The organism is Thiofaba sp. EF100, from assembly GCF_039822285.1.
In the GTDB taxonomy this organism is placed as follows: domain Bacteria; phylum Pseudomonadota; class Gammaproteobacteria; order Halothiobacillales; family Halothiobacillaceae; genus Thiofaba.
This window is the reverse complement of the sequence record NZ_JBAJEY010000003.1, coordinates 152,421-170,099: the sequence shown is the minus strand read 5'-3', so window position 1 is coordinate 170,099 and position 17,679 is coordinate 152,421. Positions and strand designations below refer to the sequence as shown.

Annotated in this window: 15 protein-coding genes; 14 read left to right on the top strand and 1 reads right to left on the bottom strand. The window is 67.2% G+C overall.

Annotated features, from left to right (window positions below):
• Nucleotides 1-2 precede the first annotated feature (2 nt).
• The 11 genes from V6D91_RS07565 to ggt all read left to right on the top strand — a co-directional run bounded on the left by V6D91_RS07565 (nt 3) and on the right by ggt (nt 10,349).
• Complete coding sequence (locus V6D91_RS07565) at nt 3-578, top strand: YqaA family protein (protein WP_347319206.1); 576 nt, start codon at nt 3-5, stop codon at nt 576-578.
• A 13-nt stretch (nt 579-591) separates the two neighbouring features.
• Nucleotides 592-1,293, top strand: coding sequence for a peptidoglycan DD-metalloendopeptidase family protein (locus tag V6D91_RS07560; protein WP_347319204.1), 702 nt, complete (start codon nt 592-594; stop codon nt 1,291-1,293).
• A gap of 19 nt (nt 1,294-1,312) precedes the next feature.
• On the top strand, nt 1,313-2,287 hold the full coding sequence (gene rpoS / locus V6D91_RS07555) for an RNA polymerase sigma factor RpoS (protein WP_347319202.1): 975 nt from the start codon (nt 1,313-1,315) through the stop codon (nt 2,285-2,287).
• A 78-nt stretch (nt 2,288-2,365) separates the two neighbouring features.
• Nucleotides 2,366-3,970: a dipeptide ABC transporter ATP-binding protein gene (locus tag V6D91_RS07550; protein WP_347319201.1), complete on the top strand. Its 1,605-nt coding sequence runs from the start codon at nt 2,366-2,368 to the stop codon at nt 3,968-3,970.
• Nucleotides 3,967-4,704, top strand: coding sequence for an HAD family hydrolase (locus V6D91_RS07545; protein ID WP_347319199.1), 738 nt, complete (start codon nt 3,967-3,969; stop codon nt 4,702-4,704). The genes V6D91_RS07550 and V6D91_RS07545 overlap by 4 nt, the downstream gene beginning before the upstream one ends.
• A 107-nt stretch (nt 4,705-4,811) precedes the next feature.
• Entirely contained in the window at nt 4,812-6,131 is a 1,320-nt protein-coding gene (gene pcnB / locus V6D91_RS07540) for a polynucleotide adenylyltransferase PcnB (protein WP_347319197.1), read from the top strand.
• A gap of 5 nt (nt 6,132-6,136) precedes the next feature.
• On the top strand, nt 6,137-6,625 hold the full coding sequence (gene folK / locus V6D91_RS07535) for a 2-amino-4-hydroxy-6-hydroxymethyldihydropteridine diphosphokinase (RefSeq protein ID WP_347319196.1): 489 nt from the start codon (nt 6,137-6,139) through the stop codon (nt 6,623-6,625).
• Complete coding sequence (gene panB, locus V6D91_RS07530) at nt 6,622-7,431, top strand: 3-methyl-2-oxobutanoate hydroxymethyltransferase (protein WP_347319194.1); 810 nt, start codon at nt 6,622-6,624, stop codon at nt 7,429-7,431. Before folK ends, panB begins: the two co-directional genes overlap by 4 nt.
• Nucleotides 7,432-7,562: 131 nt before the next feature.
• Nucleotides 7,563-8,405: a pantoate--beta-alanine ligase gene (panC, locus tag V6D91_RS07525; RefSeq protein ID WP_347319192.1), complete on the top strand. Its 843-nt coding sequence runs from the start codon at nt 7,563-7,565 to the stop codon at nt 8,403-8,405.
• A 2-nt stretch (nt 8,406-8,407) separates the two neighbouring features.
• The gene (locus tag V6D91_RS07520; RefSeq protein ID WP_347319190.1) at nt 8,408-8,665 is read left to right on the top strand and encodes a SemiSWEET transporter; all 258 of its coding nucleotides are present in this window, start codon (nt 8,408-8,410) and stop codon (nt 8,663-8,665) included.
• 4 nt (nt 8,666-8,669) lie between these two features.
• Nucleotides 8,670-10,349 carry a gamma-glutamyltransferase gene (gene ggt / locus V6D91_RS07515; RefSeq protein ID WP_347319188.1) on the top strand — a complete coding sequence of 560 codons (1,680 nt, stop codon included), beginning with the start codon at nt 8,670-8,672 and terminating at the stop codon, nt 10,347-10,349.
• A gap of 168 nt (nt 10,350-10,517) precedes the next feature.
• Here ggt and ppc read toward each other — a convergent pair whose 3' ends face one another.
• Nucleotides 10,518-13,337 (bottom strand): phosphoenolpyruvate carboxylase, encoded by a 2,820-nt coding sequence (gene ppc / locus V6D91_RS07510; RefSeq protein ID WP_347319186.1) that lies wholly within the window; start codon nt 13,335-13,337, stop codon nt 10,518-10,520.
• Between the two features lie 204 nt (nt 13,338-13,541).
• Here ppc and gnd point away from each other — a divergent pair, with 204 nt between their 5' ends.
• From gnd to pgi, 3 genes are read left to right on the top strand one after another with little or no spacing between them, the layout of a single operon-like run.
• Nucleotides 13,542-14,459 carry a phosphogluconate dehydrogenase (NAD(+)-dependent, decarboxylating) gene (gene gnd, locus V6D91_RS07505; protein WP_347319185.1) on the top strand — a complete coding sequence of 306 codons (918 nt, stop codon included), beginning with the start codon at nt 13,542-13,544 and terminating at the stop codon, nt 14,457-14,459.
• Nucleotides 14,460-14,463: 4 nt separating this feature from the next.
• Nucleotides 14,464-15,969, top strand: coding sequence for a glucose-6-phosphate dehydrogenase (zwf, locus tag V6D91_RS07500; RefSeq protein ID WP_347319183.1), 1,506 nt, complete (start codon nt 14,464-14,466; stop codon nt 15,967-15,969).
• A 57-nt stretch (nt 15,970-16,026) separates the two neighbouring features.
• Nucleotides 16,027-17,673, top strand: coding sequence for a glucose-6-phosphate isomerase (gene pgi / locus V6D91_RS07495; protein ID WP_347319182.1), 1,647 nt, complete (start codon nt 16,027-16,029; stop codon nt 17,671-17,673).
• The last annotated feature ends 6 nt before the right edge of the window (nt 17,674-17,679 follow it).

Below are 17,679 nucleotides of genomic sequence, written 5' to 3'. Positions count from 1 at the left end.
GGATGAGAGTGTTCGGCGCCCTGTACGACCGGGTGATCGGCTGGAGCGGTCACCCCCGCGCGCCCTGGTTCCTGGGGGGCTTAAGCTTTGCCGAGTCCTCCTTTTTCCCGATCCCACCGGACGTGCTGCTGGCCCCGATGTGCGTGGCCCGCCCGCCCGCCTGGTGGCGGCTGGCACTGCTCACCACCCTGGCCTCGGTGGTGGGCGGCTTGTTCGGTTACCTGCTCGGCGCCCTGTTCCTCGACCTGCTCACGCCGTGGATCGAGCAGATGGGCTATGCCCCGGCGATGGACAAGGCACGTGCCTGGTTTTCCGAATGGGGCTTCTGGGCGGTCTTCCTCGCCGGCTTCTCGCCCATCCCCTACAAGGCCTTCACGATCACTGCCGGTGCACTCGGCATGCCGCTCATCCCCTTCTTACTCGCCTCTCTGTGCGGACGGGGCGGGCGTTTCTTCCTCGTGGCCTGGCTCATGGCGCGCTTTGGCGCCGCCTTCGAGGCACGCCTGCGGCCGTTCATGGAGTGGCTTGGCTGGGGGTTGGTGGTCGTGGTCGGGGTGGCCTATGTCCTGATGACCTAGGCCACAGAGCGTGATGTCTCCGAGTGCACGCCTTCTCGTTGTCGGTCTCTTGCTCGTCTTGACCGGTTGTTCCGGGCCGGCGGTCCGCTTTGTCCCGGAGGACGGCGTGCATGTCGTCAAGCGTGGGGAAACCCTGTATTCCATCGCCACCGCCTATGACATGGATTGGCGTGAGCTGGCGAGCCGCAACGGCCTGCGTCCCCCCTACACCCTCCATGTCGGTCAGCGGCTTGTGCTGGCGGAAAATCGCGTGACGCAAGAGGGGGCCGCCTCGGATCCCGGCCCGCAAGCCTCCGGCAAGATGCGCAAGGCTTCCCCCCCGCTGCCGCCAATCGGCAGGATCCCCTGGGTCTGGCCCACCGAGGGCCGCGTGGTCACGACCTTCGTTCAGGGGCATGCAACCCGCAAGGGGATCGACATTGCGGGCGAGCTTGGCCAGCCGGTGCGCGCGGCGGCGAGCGGGGAGGTGGTCTACAGCGGTTCGGGCCTTGCGGGTTATGGCAAGCTCATCATCTTGAAACACGATGAGCGTTTCTTGAGTGCATACGCCTATAACCAGGCTTTATTGGTCAGTGAGGGCGAAACTGTGCAGTCTGGTCAGATCATCGCCCGCATGGGGCAGGCGGAGGCCGGCAAACCCATGCTGCATTTCGAGATTCGCCTGGATGGCAACCCGATCGACCCCCTGCGGCAATTGCCGCAGGCCAGCCGCTGATTCGCCGGAGAGCCGAGTGATGCGTGTCCAAGAAGATGGACTCGATATCCATGCCGTCCACTTTGAGGAGGAGCTCCACGATTCTGAGACCGAGGACGAGCCGGTCGAGCGGGAGGGTGAGGGCGAGGTGTTCGTTGCGGGAAGCTATGGCGCGGAAGGGGCGGACATCACCCGCCTCTACCTGAATGATGTCGAGCACCACGGTCTGCTCACCCCGGAACAGGAGCGGCATTTTGCCCGTCTTGCCCGCTCCGGCGATCCGGCCGGCCGTGAGCGGATGATCGTCAGCAACCTGCGCCTGGTGGTGAAGATCGCCCGCCGTTACATGCATCGCGGACTCGATCTGTGCGACCTGATCGAGGAAGGCAACCTTGGCCTGATGCGCGCGGTGGAGAAGTTCGACCCCGAGCGCGGTTTCCGCTTCTCCACCTATGCCACCTGGTGGATCCGCCAGACCATCGAGCGGGCGCTGATGAACCAGGGCCGCACCGTGCGCCTGCCGATCCACATCGTCAAGGAAATCAACGTCTACAACCGTGCGGCGCGCAAGCTTTCGCAGGAGCTCAACCACGAGGCGACCATGGAGGAGATCGCCGAGTGCCTGGATCGCGATGTGGACGATGTCATGCGCCACATGAGTTACGGCGAGCGCATCACCTCCATCGACACCCCCTTGCGCGGCGACCCGGATCATTCCCTGATGGAGATGATCCCTGACGAGAACAACCATGATCCCGCCCAGCTTGTGCAGGGGGAGCTTGCCCTGGAGCGCATCGAGCACTGGCTGGCCCGTCTCGAGCCCAAGCAGCGCGAGGTGGTCGAGCGGCGCTTCGGACTGCACGGGCACGAGCCGCACACCCTGGAGGCCATCGGTGACATCCTCGGCGTGACCCGCGAGCGGGTGCGCCAGATCCAGCTCGAGGCGCTGCGCCGCCTGCGGCGCATGAGCCAGGCCGAAGGCCAGTCCTCGGACACCATGCTGGACGAGGAGTGATGCCCTCCGGCAGGCATGAGCGTGGGGATAGCCCCGGACTGTTAGAATGATGACCCGCGCCATCCATCCGTCCTGCCAGTGAACCCACCCCTGCTCTCCATCCAAGACCTGCGCCTCGCCTTTGCCACCCCGGCCGGGGAGCGCGAGGTGCTGCGAGGGGTCGGCTTCGACGTGCCCGCGGGGGGGCGCGTCGCGCTGGTCGGGGAATCCGGTTCGGGCAAGTCCATCACCGCCTTGGCCATTCTCGGCCTGCTTGACCGTGAGGGTGCGCGCCAGAGCGGCACCATCCGCTTTGAGGGCGAGGATCTGCTGCATGCGAGCGAGGCCCGCCTGCGCGCCCTGCGCGGCCGCTCCATCGGCATGATCTTCCAGGAGCCGATGAGCGCCTTCAATCCTTTGCACACCGTTGGCCGTCAGGTCGCCGAGACCCTGCTCGTGCATGAAGGGTTGACGGAGAAGGCCGCTCGCGAGCGCGCCATCGAGCTGTTGGCCCTGACCGGCATCCGCGACCCCGAGCAGAAGGTGGACGCCTTCCCCCACCAGCTCTCCGGCGGTCAGCGCCAGCGGGCCATGATCGCCATGGCGCTCGCGTGCAGGCCGCGACTCTTGATCGCTGACGAGCCCACGACCGCCCTCGATGTGACCCTGCAGGCACAGATCCTCGAATTGCTGGCCCACCTCCAGCGCGAGATGGGCATGGCGGTGCTGATGATCACCCATGACCTCCCTTTGGTTCGCCGCTTCGCCGAGCAGGTGGTGGTCATGCGCCAGGGCGAGGTGGTCGAGCAGGGGGGCGTGGAGGATGTGTTTTCCAGGCCGGCACACGACTACACCCGCCTGCTGCTGGAAAGCGCACCGGTGCGCGACATCGCCCCGCCGCGCGCGCAGGCGGCCGTGCTCGAGGCGCGTGCGGTGCGCTGCGTGCGCGAGGGGCAGGGCGGCGGCCTGTTCCGCCGGGCGAAGGGGCAGGCCATCCTGCACGGCATTGACCTTGCGCTGCGCGCTGGAGAGACCCTCGGTGTGGTGGGTGAGTCCGGTTCGGGCAAGACCACCCTGGCCCATGTCCTCCTGCGCCTGCTGGCGGGCGAGGGCGAGATCAAGATCGACGGCGTGGACTGGCAGGCCCTGCATGGCGAGACCCTGCGCCGTGCCCGCCGCAGTGCCCAGGTGGTGTTCCAGGACCCGTTCGCCGCGCTGTCCCCGCGCATGACCATCGAGCAGATCGTCGGGGAGGGCCTGCGCGTGCATGAGCCGGGGCTCGACAACGGGGCCCGCCGCGCCCGGGTGATCGAGGCGCTGGGGGAGGTCGGTCTGGGCGCGGACATGCTTTGGCGCTATCCGCACGAGTTCTCCGGCGGGCAGCGGCAGCGCATCGCCATTGCCCGTGCCCTGGTGCTGCGCCCACGCCTGATGGTGCTGGACGAGCCGACCAGTGCACTGGATGTGTCGGTGCAGAAACAGGTGCTGACCCTGCTGCAGGACCTCCAGCGCCGTCACGGCCTGAGCTACCTGCTCATCACCCACGACCTGCGCGTGATCCGCGCCATGGCCCACCGGGTCATCGTCCTCAAGGAAGGCCGTGTGGTGGAAGAGGGCGAGACCCTCGACCTTCTGGCCAACCCGCGCGAGGCCTACACCCGCGAGTTGGTCGAGGCGGCCGGCCTGCTGCAGGAGTCGGCATGATCCGCGTCATCGGCTTCGACTTGGACGACACCTTGTGGGCGATCGAGCCGGTCATCCGGCGCGCCAACCGCGTGCTGTTCGACTGGCTTCAGGCGCGCTATCCGCGCATCACCCACGGCCATACGCCAGAGAGTCTGCACGCGGTGTGTCTGGACTACATGCGCGCCCGTCCACAGCTGCGGCATGACCTGACCACCCTGCGCAAGGCCTTCCTGCGTCATCTCGGCCGCGAGGCAGCCTACGCGGAGGACTTCGCCGAGGAGGCCTTCGCGGTGTTCTACGCCGCGCGCAACACCGTCGAGCCCTTCCCCGAGGTTGAGGCGGTGCTGGCCGGGCTTGCGCGCCGCCATACCCTCGTGGCGCTCTCCAACGGCAATGCCTGCATCGAGCGCATCGGCCTCGCGCGTCACTTCCGCCTGGCGGTCAACTCGGCCGAGGCGGGGGCGGGTAAGCCCGACCCCCGCATGTTCCACCTGGCCCTTGAGCGTCTGGGCGAGCCGCCAGAGGCCATGGTGCACGTCGGCGACCACCCCGAGCACGACGTGCTTGGAGCCCACAATGCGGGGGTGCGGGCCATCTGGGCTAACCGAATGGGGGAGCCTTTCCCTGGTCACATCCCGGCGCCGTGGGGCATCATCAGCAACCTCACCCAGCTGCCGCCGCTGCTGGCCGGGGAGGCGGGGTGGGAAAGAAATGCCCGCCCCGCGCCGTACCGGCATCAGGATACGACTTGAAACACCCCCATCATTCCAACATCGCACTCATCAACCACGTTCGCACGGCTTTCATGGTACCCTTGCGGGCATTTTTAGCCCGCTGCAAACCACTCAGACGGAACCCCGTGGATTCTTCCCCTTCCCCCATCATCCCGCGCGATGCGCACTGCATCTCGCGCAAGAACATCAGCAAGAACGCCCTCAACGTCCTCTATCGCCTGCACGAGGCCGGCTTCCGCGCCTGCCTGGTCGGTGGCGGCGTGCGCGACCTGCTCCTTGGCCGCGAGCCGAAGGACTTCGACGTCGCCACCGACGCCACTCCCGAACAGGTGCGTCGCCTGTTCCGCAACTGCCGCCTGATCGGCCGTCGCTTCCGCCTGGCGCACGTGCTGTTCGGCAAGGAGATCGTCGAGGTCGCCACCTTCCGTGCCGCCGGTGATGACGTGCCTGGCCGCGCCACCGACGAACAAGGCCGCCTGCTGCGCGACAACGTGTATGGCACCCTCGAGGATGACGTGCAGCGTCGCGACTTCACCGTCAACGCGCTGTATTACGACATCGCCGATTTTTCCGTGCTCGACTACGTCGGTGGCATGCAGGACCTGCAGGATGGCGTGCTGCGCCTTTTGGGCGACCCCGAGACCCGCTACCGCGAGGATCCGGTGCGCATGCTGCGCGCCGCCCGCTTCGCCGCCAAGCTCGGCTTCCGGCTGCACCCGGACACCGAGCGGCCGATGGGGGAGCTGGCGGAACTGCTCGAGGGTATCCCGCCGGCGCGCCTGTTCGACGAGTGCGTGAAGCTGTTCCACACCGGCCACGGCGTGGCCTCGCTGCACGAGCTGCGCCGCCTCGACCTGTTGCGCTGGCTGCTGCCGCCGGTCGATGCGGCCCTCCAGTACACCCGCGACGAGGGCGCGGCGCTGCACTTCATCGAGACCGCGCTAGCCAACACCGACCGCCGCGTTGCGGAGGGGTTGCCGCTCTCCACCGCCTTCCTGTTCGCTGCGCTGCTGTGGCCGGTGGTGGTGCTGCACGCCCAGGTGCTGGCGCACGAGGGTCAGCCCGATGCCATCCTGCTGCAGCAGGCCGGTGACGAGGCGCTGCGCGTGCTGCAGTCGCGCATCGCCATTCCACGCCACCTGCAGCTCTTGACCCGTGAGATCTGGGAGATGCAGCCGCGTTTCGCCCTGCACCAGGGGCGCGGGGTGGCCAGCCTGTACGGTCATCCCCGTTTCCGTGCGGCCTATGACTTCCTCTTGCTGCGCGCCCAGAGTGGCGAGCCGCAGGCGGCCGAAGACGCGGCTTGGTGGACGGCCTTCGTCGAGGCGAGCCCGGAGCAGCAACAGGGCGTCTCGGCGCCTGCAGGTGAGGGCGGGCGCAAGCGTCGCCGCGCCCCGCGCCGCCGTAAGGGCAAGGGCGAGGGTGTGGCCACTCCGGCCGAGTGAGTCCCATGCCGCTTGCCTACATCGGCTTGGGCAGCAATCTGAATGACCCTGTCGGGCAGGTCCGGTGCGCGCTCGGGGTGATCGCCGCGCTGCCCGAAAGCCGCCTCGCCGCAGCCTCGCGGCTCTACCGCAGCCCGCCGATGGGGCCTTCGGATCAGCCCGAATACATCAACGCGGTGGCGGCCCTGGAGACGGCGCTCGCGCCGCGCGACCTGCTGCACGCACTGCAGGCCATTGAGCACGATTTTGGCCGGGTGCGCCTGCGTCGCTGGGGCGAGCGCGTCATCGACCTCGATGTCCTGTTGTATGACGATCTTTGCCTGGACTCGCCCGAGCTGACCCTTCCGCACCCCGGTATCGGTGAGCGCGCCTTCGTGCTCCGGCCGTTGGCGGAACTCGTCCCCGAGCGCGTCATTCCCGGCCTCGGGCCGCTGGCCGACCTTTTGGCGGCGCGTGCCTCGGACACCTGCGAACCTCTGGAGGAAACCGCATGAGCCGACCCCTGACCCTCGTCGACCTGCGCGGCATGAAGTCGCGCGGCGAGCGCATGGTCTGCCTGACCGCCTACGATGCGAGCCTTGCCCGCCTGGTCGAGGCTGCCGGCGCCGAACTGGTGCTGGTGGGCGACTCGCTCGGTATGGTGGTGCAGGGGCATGACACCACCCTCCCGGTGACCCTGGACGAGGTGATCTACCACACCCGCTGCGTGGCCCGCGGCCTGAGGTCCGTTGCAGGGCGTGCGGTGTTGATCGCCGACCTGCCGTTCATGAGCTACGCCACCCCGGAGCAGGCCCTGCACAGCGCAGCCCGGCTGATGAAGGAGGGTGGGGCGCAGGTGGTCAAACTCGAGGGGGGGGAGCCCCAGCTCGAAACGGTGCAGGCCCTCAGCCGCCAGGGCATCCCGGTGTGTGCCCATCTTGGCCTCACCCCGCAGTCGGTGCACAAGCTCGGCGGCTACCGCGTGCAGGGCCGCGACCCCAAGGCCGCACAGGCCATGCTCGAGGACGCCGTGGCGCTGGAGGCGGCAGGGGCGGACCTTTTGATCCTCGAATGCATCCCAAGCCCCCTCGCGGCGGAGATCACCCGTGCCCTGACCATCCCGGTGATCGGCATCGGTGCCGGCCCCGCCTGTGACGGGCAGGTGCTGGTCAGCTACGACCTGCTCGGCTTCACCGCCCGTCCGCCCAGGTTCGCCCGCAACTATGCCCAAAGCCATGGCGCGCCCGACCAGGCGCTGAAGGCCTTCGTCGACGACGTCCGCAAGGGGGCCTTTCCCGGGCCCGAGCATGGTTTTACCTGACGGTAAGGGGTAGCAGCTCATGCGTTACGAGGAGCACCCTGCCTGGGTAGGAGCGGCGCCCCCGCCGCGAGGATAACCATCGGCCCGAGGCGGGCCTCCTACAGCCATCGAGAAGCAGAAGCACACCCACCATGCAGACCATCCACTCCATTCCCGACCTGCGCGCTGCCATCCGCGCCCTGCGTGCGAAGGGCAAGCGCATCGCCTTCGTTCCCACCATGGGCAACCTGCACGCCGGGCACCTGGCCCTGGTGGAGCGGGCCAAGCGGTCCGCCGATGCCGTGGTGGTCAGCATCTTCGTCAATCCCCTCCAGTTCGGCGCGGGCGAGGACTTTGACAGCTACCCGCGCACCGAGGAACGGGACGCCGCCCTGCTGGCGGAGGCAGGGGTCAGGCTGCTGTTCCTGCCCAGCGTCGAGGCCCTCTATCCGCACGGCCAGGCGGGCTGCACACGGGTGATGGTGCCCGAGCTGTCGGACATCCTGTGCGGCGCCTCGCGTCCCGGCCATTTCGTTGGCGTTACCACGGTCGTCACCAAGCTGTTCAACATCGTCATGCCCGACGTCGCGGTGTTTGGCGAGAAGGATTACCAGCAGCTGACCATCCTAAGGCGCATGGTGCGCGACCTCGATATGCCGATCGAACTGATCGGCCAGCCGACCGAGCGCGAGGCCGACGGCCTGGCGATGAGCTCACGTAACGGCTACCTGAGTGCGGAGGAGCGGGCCATCGCCCCCGGCCTCTACCGTACCCTGTGCGCGGCGCGCGAGGCCTTGCGCGCAGGCCAGGCGCCGGCCCTGGTCGAGGCGGAGGCCATCGAGCGCCTGCATGCCCTGGGCTTTGTGCCTGACTACGTCAGCGTGCGGCGCGCCGGAGACCTCGCCCATGCCGTTGTAGGCGAGGCGGGGGGGCTACGCATCCTGGCGGCCGCGCGTCTTGGCCGGACTCGCCTGATCGACAACATCGAGGCCTGAGCATGCCGCTTCCGGCGGATATGGTCGGTATCGTCGCGGCCACGCTCACGACCGTCGCCTTCGTCCCGCAGGCGGTCAAGACATGGCGCTCGCGCCATGCCCGCGACCTCTCGCTCGGCATGTTCAGCCTGTTCACCGCCGGCGTGCTCTGCTGGCTGCTCTACGGCGTGCTGATCGGCTCCTGGCCGATCATCATCGCCAATGCCGTCACGGCCGGCCTTGCGGGCAGCATCCTGTTCTTCAAGCTGCGTTATGGCTAGTCGCATGCCCCTGCGTTTTGTCCTCTTCCTCGTCGGGCTGGTTTTCCTCCCGGTACACGCGGACGAGCGCCCACCCGCGGCCGCGATCGCCTCCGCCCACCCACTCGCGACCGAGGCGGGGTTCGAGATCCTCAAGGCGGGGGGCAATGCCTTCGACGCGGCCGTGGCGGTGAGCGCGGCGCTGGCGGTGGTGGAGCCCTACAGTTCCGGGCTTGGTGGGGGCGGGTTTTGGCTGCTGCATGAGGCAGAGAAAGACCGCCAGGTGATGATTGACGGGCGCGAGAGGGCACCGCTGGCCGCGCACCGGGACATGTACCTGGACGCGAAGGGCGAAGTGATCCCGCGCCTGTCGATGGACGGGGCACTGGCGGCGGGCATCCCCGGGGTGCCCGCCGCGCTGGACCATCTGGCGCGGGAGTACGGCTGCCTGCCGCTGGCCGTCTCCCTGGCGCCGGCCATCCGTCTCGCGCGCGAGGGGTTCCCGGTCACCGGGCACTACCGGCGCATGGCAGCCTTCCGCCTTGCGGCGTTTGCGGAGTCGCCCGAGGCGGCCCGGTTGTTCCTTCAGGCTGGCCAGCCGCCGGAACTTGGGCATGTCATCCGCCAGCCGGACTTGGCCTGGGTGCTGGAGCGCATGGCTGAGGAAGGGGCGGACGGCTTCTACCGTGGCGAGGTGGCGCGCCGGCTGGTGGCGGGGGTGCGCGCGGCGGGGGGAATCTGGACTGAAGAGGACCTCGCGGGCTATCGCGTGGTCGAACGCGAGCCGGTGCGCGGCCGCTACCGTGGGCACGAGGTCATTTCCGCGGCGCCGCCCTCCTCGGGCGGGGTGGCCCTGATCACCATGCTCAACATCCTCGCGGGCTTTGATCTGGCCGCGCTGGATGAGGCGGGGCGCGTCCATCTCGTGGTCGAGGCCATGCGCCGCGCCTACCGCGACCGGGCGGAATACCTGGGGGACCCCGAGTCCGTCGCCATCCCCCGCGAGCGCCTGCTGCATCCCTTCTACGCGGATGGCCTGCGGATGTCGATCCGCACCGACCGCGCGACGCCGAGCGCCAGCCTGCCAGGAGCGGTGCCCCCGGGAGGAGGGGACGACACCACTCATTTCTCCATCCTCGATGCGGACGGCAATGCGGTCGCCGCCACCCTGAGCATCAATTATCCGTTTGGGGCCGTTTTCGTGCCGCCCGGCACCGGTGTGCTGCTCAACGATGAGATGGATGATTTCTCGACCAAGCCCGGCGTGCCGAACGCCTACGGCCTGGTGGGCGCCGAGGCCAACGCCATTGCGCCGGGGAAGCGTCCGCTTTCCAGCATGACGCCGACCTTCGTGCGCAACGATGAGCGGTTGGCGGTCCTCGGTGCTCCAGGCGGCAGCCGCATCATCACCATGGTGCTGCTGGGCACACTGGAGGCCGTGGAGGGCAAGCCGCCGCTGGCGTGGGTGTCGCGCCCACGCATCCACCACCAGTACCTTCCGGATGTGCTGCAGCACGAGCCGGGGGCGCTGGACGCGCCCACCCGCAAAGGCTTGGAGGTGCGCGGCCATGTCCTGCGCGAACAGCAGCCTTGGGGCAATATGCAGGCCGTGTTGTGGGAGCGGGCGAGCGACGGCCGGGTGGAGGCGGCCAGCGATCCTCGGGTTGAGGGCATGGCGGCGGTGAGGGTCGTGCGGGACGAGTGAGTCCGGCGGTCCGTAGAAAAACAAAGGGAAACGCTGAATCACTCGCAAAGTGGTATGTTCCCTCCCCCCCCTAGGGGGGAGGGTTAGGGAGAGGGGGGCAAGGCGTTATCACCCTCTCCCCCATCCCCTCCCCCTTCAAGGGGGAGGGGCGCGATTTGTTCAGACCTTTTACCCCGTGTTGCGCATCCCCGCCGCGATGGCGTTGATGGAACGCAGCAGCGGCAGCAGCCACATCTCGCGCTCTTCGTCGGAGAGGGTCTCGTCGCGGTAGCGCTTGAGCAGGGTGACCTGGATGTGGTTGAGCGGGTCCAGGTAGGGGTTGCGGCGCTGCATGGAGGTGCCGAGCACCGGGTCGATCTCGAGGAGGTCGTCCACGCCGGCGACGCGCAGCACCTCCTGGAGCGTGCGCTGGTATTCGCCGCTGATCATGCCGTAGACCTGCTCGGCCATGGCGCGATCCCGGACCAGTTCCGAGTATTCGCGCGCAATGTGCATCTCGCCCTTGGTCAGCGACATCTGGGTGTTGCGCAGCAGGCTATGGAAGAAGGGCCAGCCGTCGAACATGGCGCGCAAAAGGTCGAGCTGCCCCGGATGTTTCTTCTGCCACCGTTCGAGCGCGCTGCCGATGCCGAACCAGGCCGGCAGGGTGTGGCGCGCCTGCGCCCAGCCGAAGACCCAGGCGATGGCGCGCACGGAGTACTTGGAGATGTCACCCTTCTTGCGGTGCGAGGGGCGCGAGCCGATGTTCATCAGGCCGATCTCGCGCACCGGGGTGGCCTCGTAGAAGTAGGGGATGAAGCCCGGGGTGCGGTCGGTGAGCTCGCGGTAGGCCTCCTCGCCGTAGCCGGCCATCTCCGCCATCGCGGCTTCGAATTCGGGGCGCGGGCGCGAAACGTCCATGACCAGGTGGCGGGTGGCCTTCATCAGGCCGGTGGCGCCCATGGTCAGTTCGTAGATGGCGGTCTCGGTGTTGCTGTACTTGGTGGACAGCACCTCGCCCTGCTCGGTGAATTTGATCTGGCCGAGGACGGTGCCGACCGGCAGGGACAGGATGGATTCGTGGGTCGGGCCGCCGCCGCGGGCGACGGTGCCGCCGCGGCCGTGGAACAGGCGGAAGCGGACATTGCGTGCACGGGTCAGCTCCAGCACCTTGAGCTGAGCCTGGTAGAGGTTCCAGACCGAGGCCAGCACGCCGCCGTCCTTGCAGGAGTCGGAGTAGCCGAGCATGACCTCCTGCAGATCGCCTGAGGCGGCCAGCAGCTCGCGGTAGACCGGGTTGTCGAGCAGCAGGGTGAGCACCTGCTCGATGTGCTCGAGGTCCTCGATGGTTTCGAACAGCGGCGAGATCAGCAGGTTGCAGTACGCTTTGCCATTCGGGTCGTAGCCTGAGAGACCGGCGAGGTGGGCGAGGTACATCACTTCCATCACGTGGCTCGCCGCGTGGGTCATGGAGATGACGTAGGCGCCGAAGGCCTCGCTGCTGACGTTCTGGCGCATGGAACGCATGACGTCGAACACGCGCAGGGTCTGCAGGGTATCGGGGGTCAGCGCGTCCGGATCGATGGCCGGTGCGGGACGCTGGATGCGCTCGGCCAGCACGCGCAGGCGATCTTCCTCGCTGTGGTCGAGGTAGTTCAGGCCCGGTTCGATCTGATCGAGGATTTCGGCCACCGCCTCGGTGTGGCGGGTGGACTCCTGACGGATGTCGAGCTGGAACAGGTGGAAGCCGAAGGTCTCCGCCAGGCGGGTGAGGTCCTTCAGCTCGGCGTCGGCCAGCAGGCGGTCGCCGTTTTCCAGCAGCGAGTCGCGGATGCGGTACAGGTCGCCGATGAATTCGGCCGGCCCCGGGTAGGCATCGCCCGGCAGCGGCATGGGATGGCCTTCCTTGAGGCGGCGCACGTACTCCAGGTTGCGCCCCAGGCGGTAGTGCATGATGCGCAGCTTGGTGCGGTAGGGCTCGTCCTCGAAGTGTTCATCGCCTTCGTTGCCGAACACCGCAGCGACGAAGCGCTGGTCCTCCTCAAGCGCCAGCTGGCGGATGCAGATGGTCGGGCAGAGGCTGATGGAGTGGGTGAGGGTGCGGCCCAGGGCGAACACCCGCTGGCGGTATTCCTCCAGCACCATCTCGGCGGCCATCGCCACGGCCTGCTCGGTGGTTTCCGGTGTGACGTAGGGGTTGCCATCGCGGTCACCGCCGATCCAGGAGCCGAAGCGCAGGAAGCTCGGCACCTTCACCTGCTGCGCGAGGTCCTGGCCGAAATTGGTGGCGACGGCCTTCTCCAGGTAGCGATAGGTGACCGGAACGGCGCCGAAAATGCTCTGGCGGAAGTAGTACAGGCCCTGGCGGATCTCGTCCTCCACCTTCGGCCGCACGCTGCGCACCTCGTTGGTCTTCCACAGGGCGAGGATGTGGGTTTTGATCGCCTGCACCGTGTCCGCGTACTCGGTGTCGCCGATGCCGGGGCGGTCCAACTCGCTGGAGAGGACGAAGATGCGGCGCTGCTGGTCCATCACCGTGCGGCGCTTGGCCTCGGTGGGGTGGGCGGTGAACACCGGGATGTACTGCAGGTTGTCGAGCAGGGTCTGCAGCTGACCCGCGGTCATGCCTTCCTTGGAGAACTCGCGCAGGGTGTCGTGGAAGGAGCCTTTCCACAGGTTCAGGCCGCGGCGCACCATGCGGCGACGCTGCTGGTGCTGGAAGTCTTCCTCGGCGATGTTGACCAGGCTGAAATAGATGCTGAAGGCGCGCACCACCTGGGTGAGCTTGTCCGCTGGCAACTCCTCGATGACCTCGATCAGACGCGCCTGGGTGCGGGGGTTGGGCTGCTGGCGCTGACGGATGAAGCCCTTGCGCAGGGTTTCGACGGCCTCGAAGACCTCCTCGCCGGCCTGTTCGAGGACGATCTCACCCAGCAGTTGGCCGAAAAGTTTGACCCGTGCGCGCAGGGCGGCATCGTGCTGGGCTTTGGAGGCGGAACGTTTGGGCATGGGCTTGTTACCGTGGTCTGGGCGATGGTCAGGAAACAGGCCCCGGCATCCCTGCCGAGGCCGTTCGGGCGGTGGGGCCGGGTCCCTGCCGTCGCATCATTTGTTCACAAAGGTTTCTCATTATAGCTGGAATGCCGTCCAGGCTGCGCGCCTGTATCTTCATACACCAAGAACGCCTTCATTTTTGCCTGGGGGGGAGCACGCATGCGTATCGGTATCTATGGACTGGGTCGTATGGGGGCCAACATGGCCCGCCGGCTGGTGCGGGCCGGGATCGAGGTGGTGGGGCACAACCGAAGCCCGGGGCCGATCGAGGAACTGGGCGCAGAAGGGGCGGGGTTCCTGCCGGCCCACTCGCTGGATGCCTTCCTCGACCAGCTGCCCGTGCCGCGCATCGTCTGGCTGATGCTGCCGGCGGGGGAGGCGACCGAGGCGGCGATCGAGCGCCTTCTGCCGCGCCTTGCGCCGGGCGACCTCTTGGTCGACGGGGCCAACGCGTTCTACCAGGACACCCTGCGCCGTGGCGAGCGGATCGCTTCGAGCGGCGTGCGCTTCATGGACGTGGGCGTCTCCGGCGGCATCTGGGGGCTGCGCAACGGCTATTGCGTCATGGCGGGCGGCAGTGTGGAGGACGCGGCGCGCCTCACCCCGGTGCTGAAGGCACTGGCGCCCGCGCCGGATCGCGGTTGGGCGCATGTCGGCCCGCTGGGGGCCGGCCACTTCACCAAGATGGTCCACAACGGCATCGAGTACGGCATGATGCAGGCCCTGGCCGAGGGCCTGGCGCTGCTCAAAGCGAAGGAAGCCTTCGCCATCGACTTGGCCCAGGTCAGCGAGCTGTGGCGCCACGGCTCGGTGGTGCAGAGCTGGCTGCTCGACCTCACCGCCGGGGCGCTGGCGCAGGACCAGCAGCTGGCCGCCATCGCCCCGCGCGTGGCCGATTCCGGCGAGGGGCGCTGGACGGCGAAGGAGGCCATCGACCTTGGCGTGGCTGCGCCCGTCATCTCGCTGGCCCTGCAGATGCGCTTCGCCAGTCAGGGCAATGCGGACTATGGCCACAAGCTGCTGGCAGTCATGCGCCAGGCTTTTGGCGGTCATGCCATTACGCAGGCTGGGGAGTAAGGCCATGCCCGGCGGCGTGATTTCCTCGGGCGGGCTCAACGGCCTCGCCCAGCCTTGTGCCTTCGTCATCTTCGGCGCGACCGGCAATCTTGCGGTCAACAAGCTGCTGCCTGCGCTCTACCACCTCGACCGTCACGGTCGCCTGCCCCCCTCGCTGACCGTGGTCGGTTTCGGCCGACGGACGTGGAGCGATGAGCAATGGCGCGATGAAGTGGGAAGCGCCTTGCGTGATCAGCTCGGCGCGCAGCTTAAGGAGGAGGTGCTGGGGCGCTTCCTTGCCCGCCTGCGCTTCGTCGCGGGGGACCTTTCGCTTGAGGAGGATTACCAGCGCCTGCGCGGCCGTCTGCTGGACGGGGCGGAAGCGACCCACCTGATCTTCTATCTGGCCATCGCGCCGGATCAGTACAGCGTGGTCAGCGACCGGCTCGGCGCGGTGGGCTTGAACGAGGAGGTGGGCGGCTGGCGGCGGCTGGTGGTGGAGAAGCCGTTCGGCTATGACCTGGAGAGCGCCAAGCTTTTGGATGCCCGCCTGCACCGGCATTTCTCCGAGCGGCAGATCTTCCGCATCGACCACTACCTCGGCAAGTCGACGATCCAGAACATCCTCGTGTTCCGCTTCGCCAACCTCTTCCTTGAGCCGCTGTGGAACCGCAACTACATCGACCATGTGCAGATCTCGCATGCCGAGGACAAGGGCATCGCCCGCCGCGCGGGCTACTACGACCAGGCCGGCGCCCTGCGCGACATGATCCAGAGCCACTTGTTGCAGATGCTCACCCTGGTGGCGATGGAGCCGCCCGCGAGCCTGGAGGCCGAGGCGCTGCGGGATGAGAAGGTCAAGGTGCTGCGCTCGATCCGCCCCATCCCGCCGCGCGCGGTGCATGCCCATGCCTTCCGCGCCCAATACACGCAAGGCCAGATCCATGGGCGGCCGGTGCCGGGTTACATCGAGGAGGAGGGGGTGGCGACGGACAGCGCGACCGAGACCTATGCGGCGCTCAAGCTCTACATCGATAATTGGCGCTGGCGTGGCGTGCCGTTCTACATCCGCACCGGCAAGCGCCTGCCGGAGAACACCTCGATGGTGAGCGTGCGCTTCCGCCATCCGCCCCAGCAGCTGTTTCGCGAGACCCCCATCGAGCAGCTCAAGCCGAACTGGCTGCTGCTTGGCATCCAGCCCTGCGACAGTCTGCGCCTGGAGGTGCAGACCAAGCGCGAGGGACTGGAGCTGCGCACCACCACGACCCAACTGGACGCCACCTACTGCGAGAGCGAGGCCTCGCGCCTGGGGGCCTACGAGGCCCTGCTGCTCGATGTGATGAGCGGCGACCAGTCGCTGTTTCTACGCTACGACGAGGTGGAGTGGGCCTGGCGGGTGGTCGATCCGGTGCTCAAGGTGTGGGCGCAGGAGCGCGACTTCATTCACACTTACCCGGCGGGGACGTGGGGACCGGACGAGTCCTCCCGCCTGTTCGACCAGGACGACCACGTCTGGCGAAATGTCCTTTGAACGTCTTCACTGTAAATAACAAAAAATCACCCGCACGATCAGACAACGAGCAGCGATATGACACGCCCCACCAAACGTCAGGCATGGAAAGCCCTGGAAAAACACTACGCCATGATGCGCCAGGTGCGCATGCGGGATCTGTTCAACAACGATCCGCAGCGTTTTGATCGCTTCAGTCTGCAGGTCGGCGAACTGTTCCTCGACTACTCGAAGAACATTGTCATCGACAAGACCATGAACAAGCTCATGGATCTGGCCCGTGCGTCGAATGTCGAGGACTGGCGGGCGAAGATGTTCGCGGGCGAGAAGATCAACTTCACCGAAAACCGTGCGGTGCTGCATGTCGCATTGCGCAACCGCGCCAATACGCCCGTCATGGTCGATGGCGAGGACGTGATGCCCAAGGTCAACGCGGTGCTCGAGCGCATGAAGCGTTTTTCCGAGGCCGTGCGCGAAGGGCTGTGGCTGGGCTACACCGGCAAGCGCATCACGGACGTGGTCAACCTCGGCGTGGGCGGCTCGGACCTCGGCCCGAAGATGGTGTGCGAGGCCCTGGGATCCTACGCGCGGCTCGATCTGCGTGCCCATTTCGTCTCCAACGTGGCTCCCTCGGATATCGTCAGCACGCTCAAGAAGGTGGATCCGGAGACCACGCTGTTCATCGTCGCCTCCAAGACCTTCACCACCCAGGAAACCCTGGCCAACGCCCATACCGCCCGGCGCTGGTTCCTCGAGCATGCCAAGGATGAGGCGCATGTCGCCAGGCATTTCGTGGCCGTGTCCACCAATGCTGAGGCCGTGCGCGCCTTCGGCATCGATACCGAGAACATGTTTGAGTTCTGGGACTGGGTGGGCGGGCGCTATTCGCTCTGGTCGGCGATTGGCCTGTCCATCGCCGTGCACGTGGGGTTCGAGCACTTCGAGCAACTACTCGAAGGGGCGCACGCCATGGATCAGCATTTCCTCCATGCGCCGCTTGAGCAGAACATGCCGGTGATCCTGGCCATGCTCGGCATCTGGTACACTAACTTCTTCGGTGCCGAAACCCATGCCGTGCTGCCCTACGGTACCCGCCTGCGCTCCTTGCCGGCCTACCTGCAGCAGGCGGACATGGAGAGCAACGGCAAGTCCATCGACCGGGACAGCCGCTGGGTCGAGCATGCCACCGGCCCCATTCTCTGGGGGGGGCACGGCACCAATGGTCAGCACGCCTTCTTCGAACTCCTGCACCAGGGCACCCGCCTGGTGCCCTGCGATTTCATCGTCGCCGCCAACACCCACAATCCGGTGGGTCATCAGCATGCCGCGCTGGTGTCCCACATGCTGGCCCAGACTCGCGTGTTGATGTGGGGGCGTACCCTGGCCGAGGTCGAACTGGAGATGCGCGAGCAGGGGGCGGATGTGGCCACGATCCGCAAGCTCGCGCCGCACAAGGTGATCCCTGGCAACAAGCCGAGCAACTCCCTCCTCATGCGCGACCATACGCCCTATACCCTGGGCATGCTGATCGCGCTCTACGAGCACAAGATCTTCACCCAGGGCATCGTCTGGAGGATCAACTCCTTCGACCAGTGGGGGGTGGAGCTCGGCAAGCAGATGGCGAATAGCATCCTGCCGCGCCTCTTGGCCGATGAGCCGGTGACTGAGTATGACGGCTCGACCAACGGGCTCATCGGCCGCGTCAAGAGCATGATGCATCCCTGACCGCGC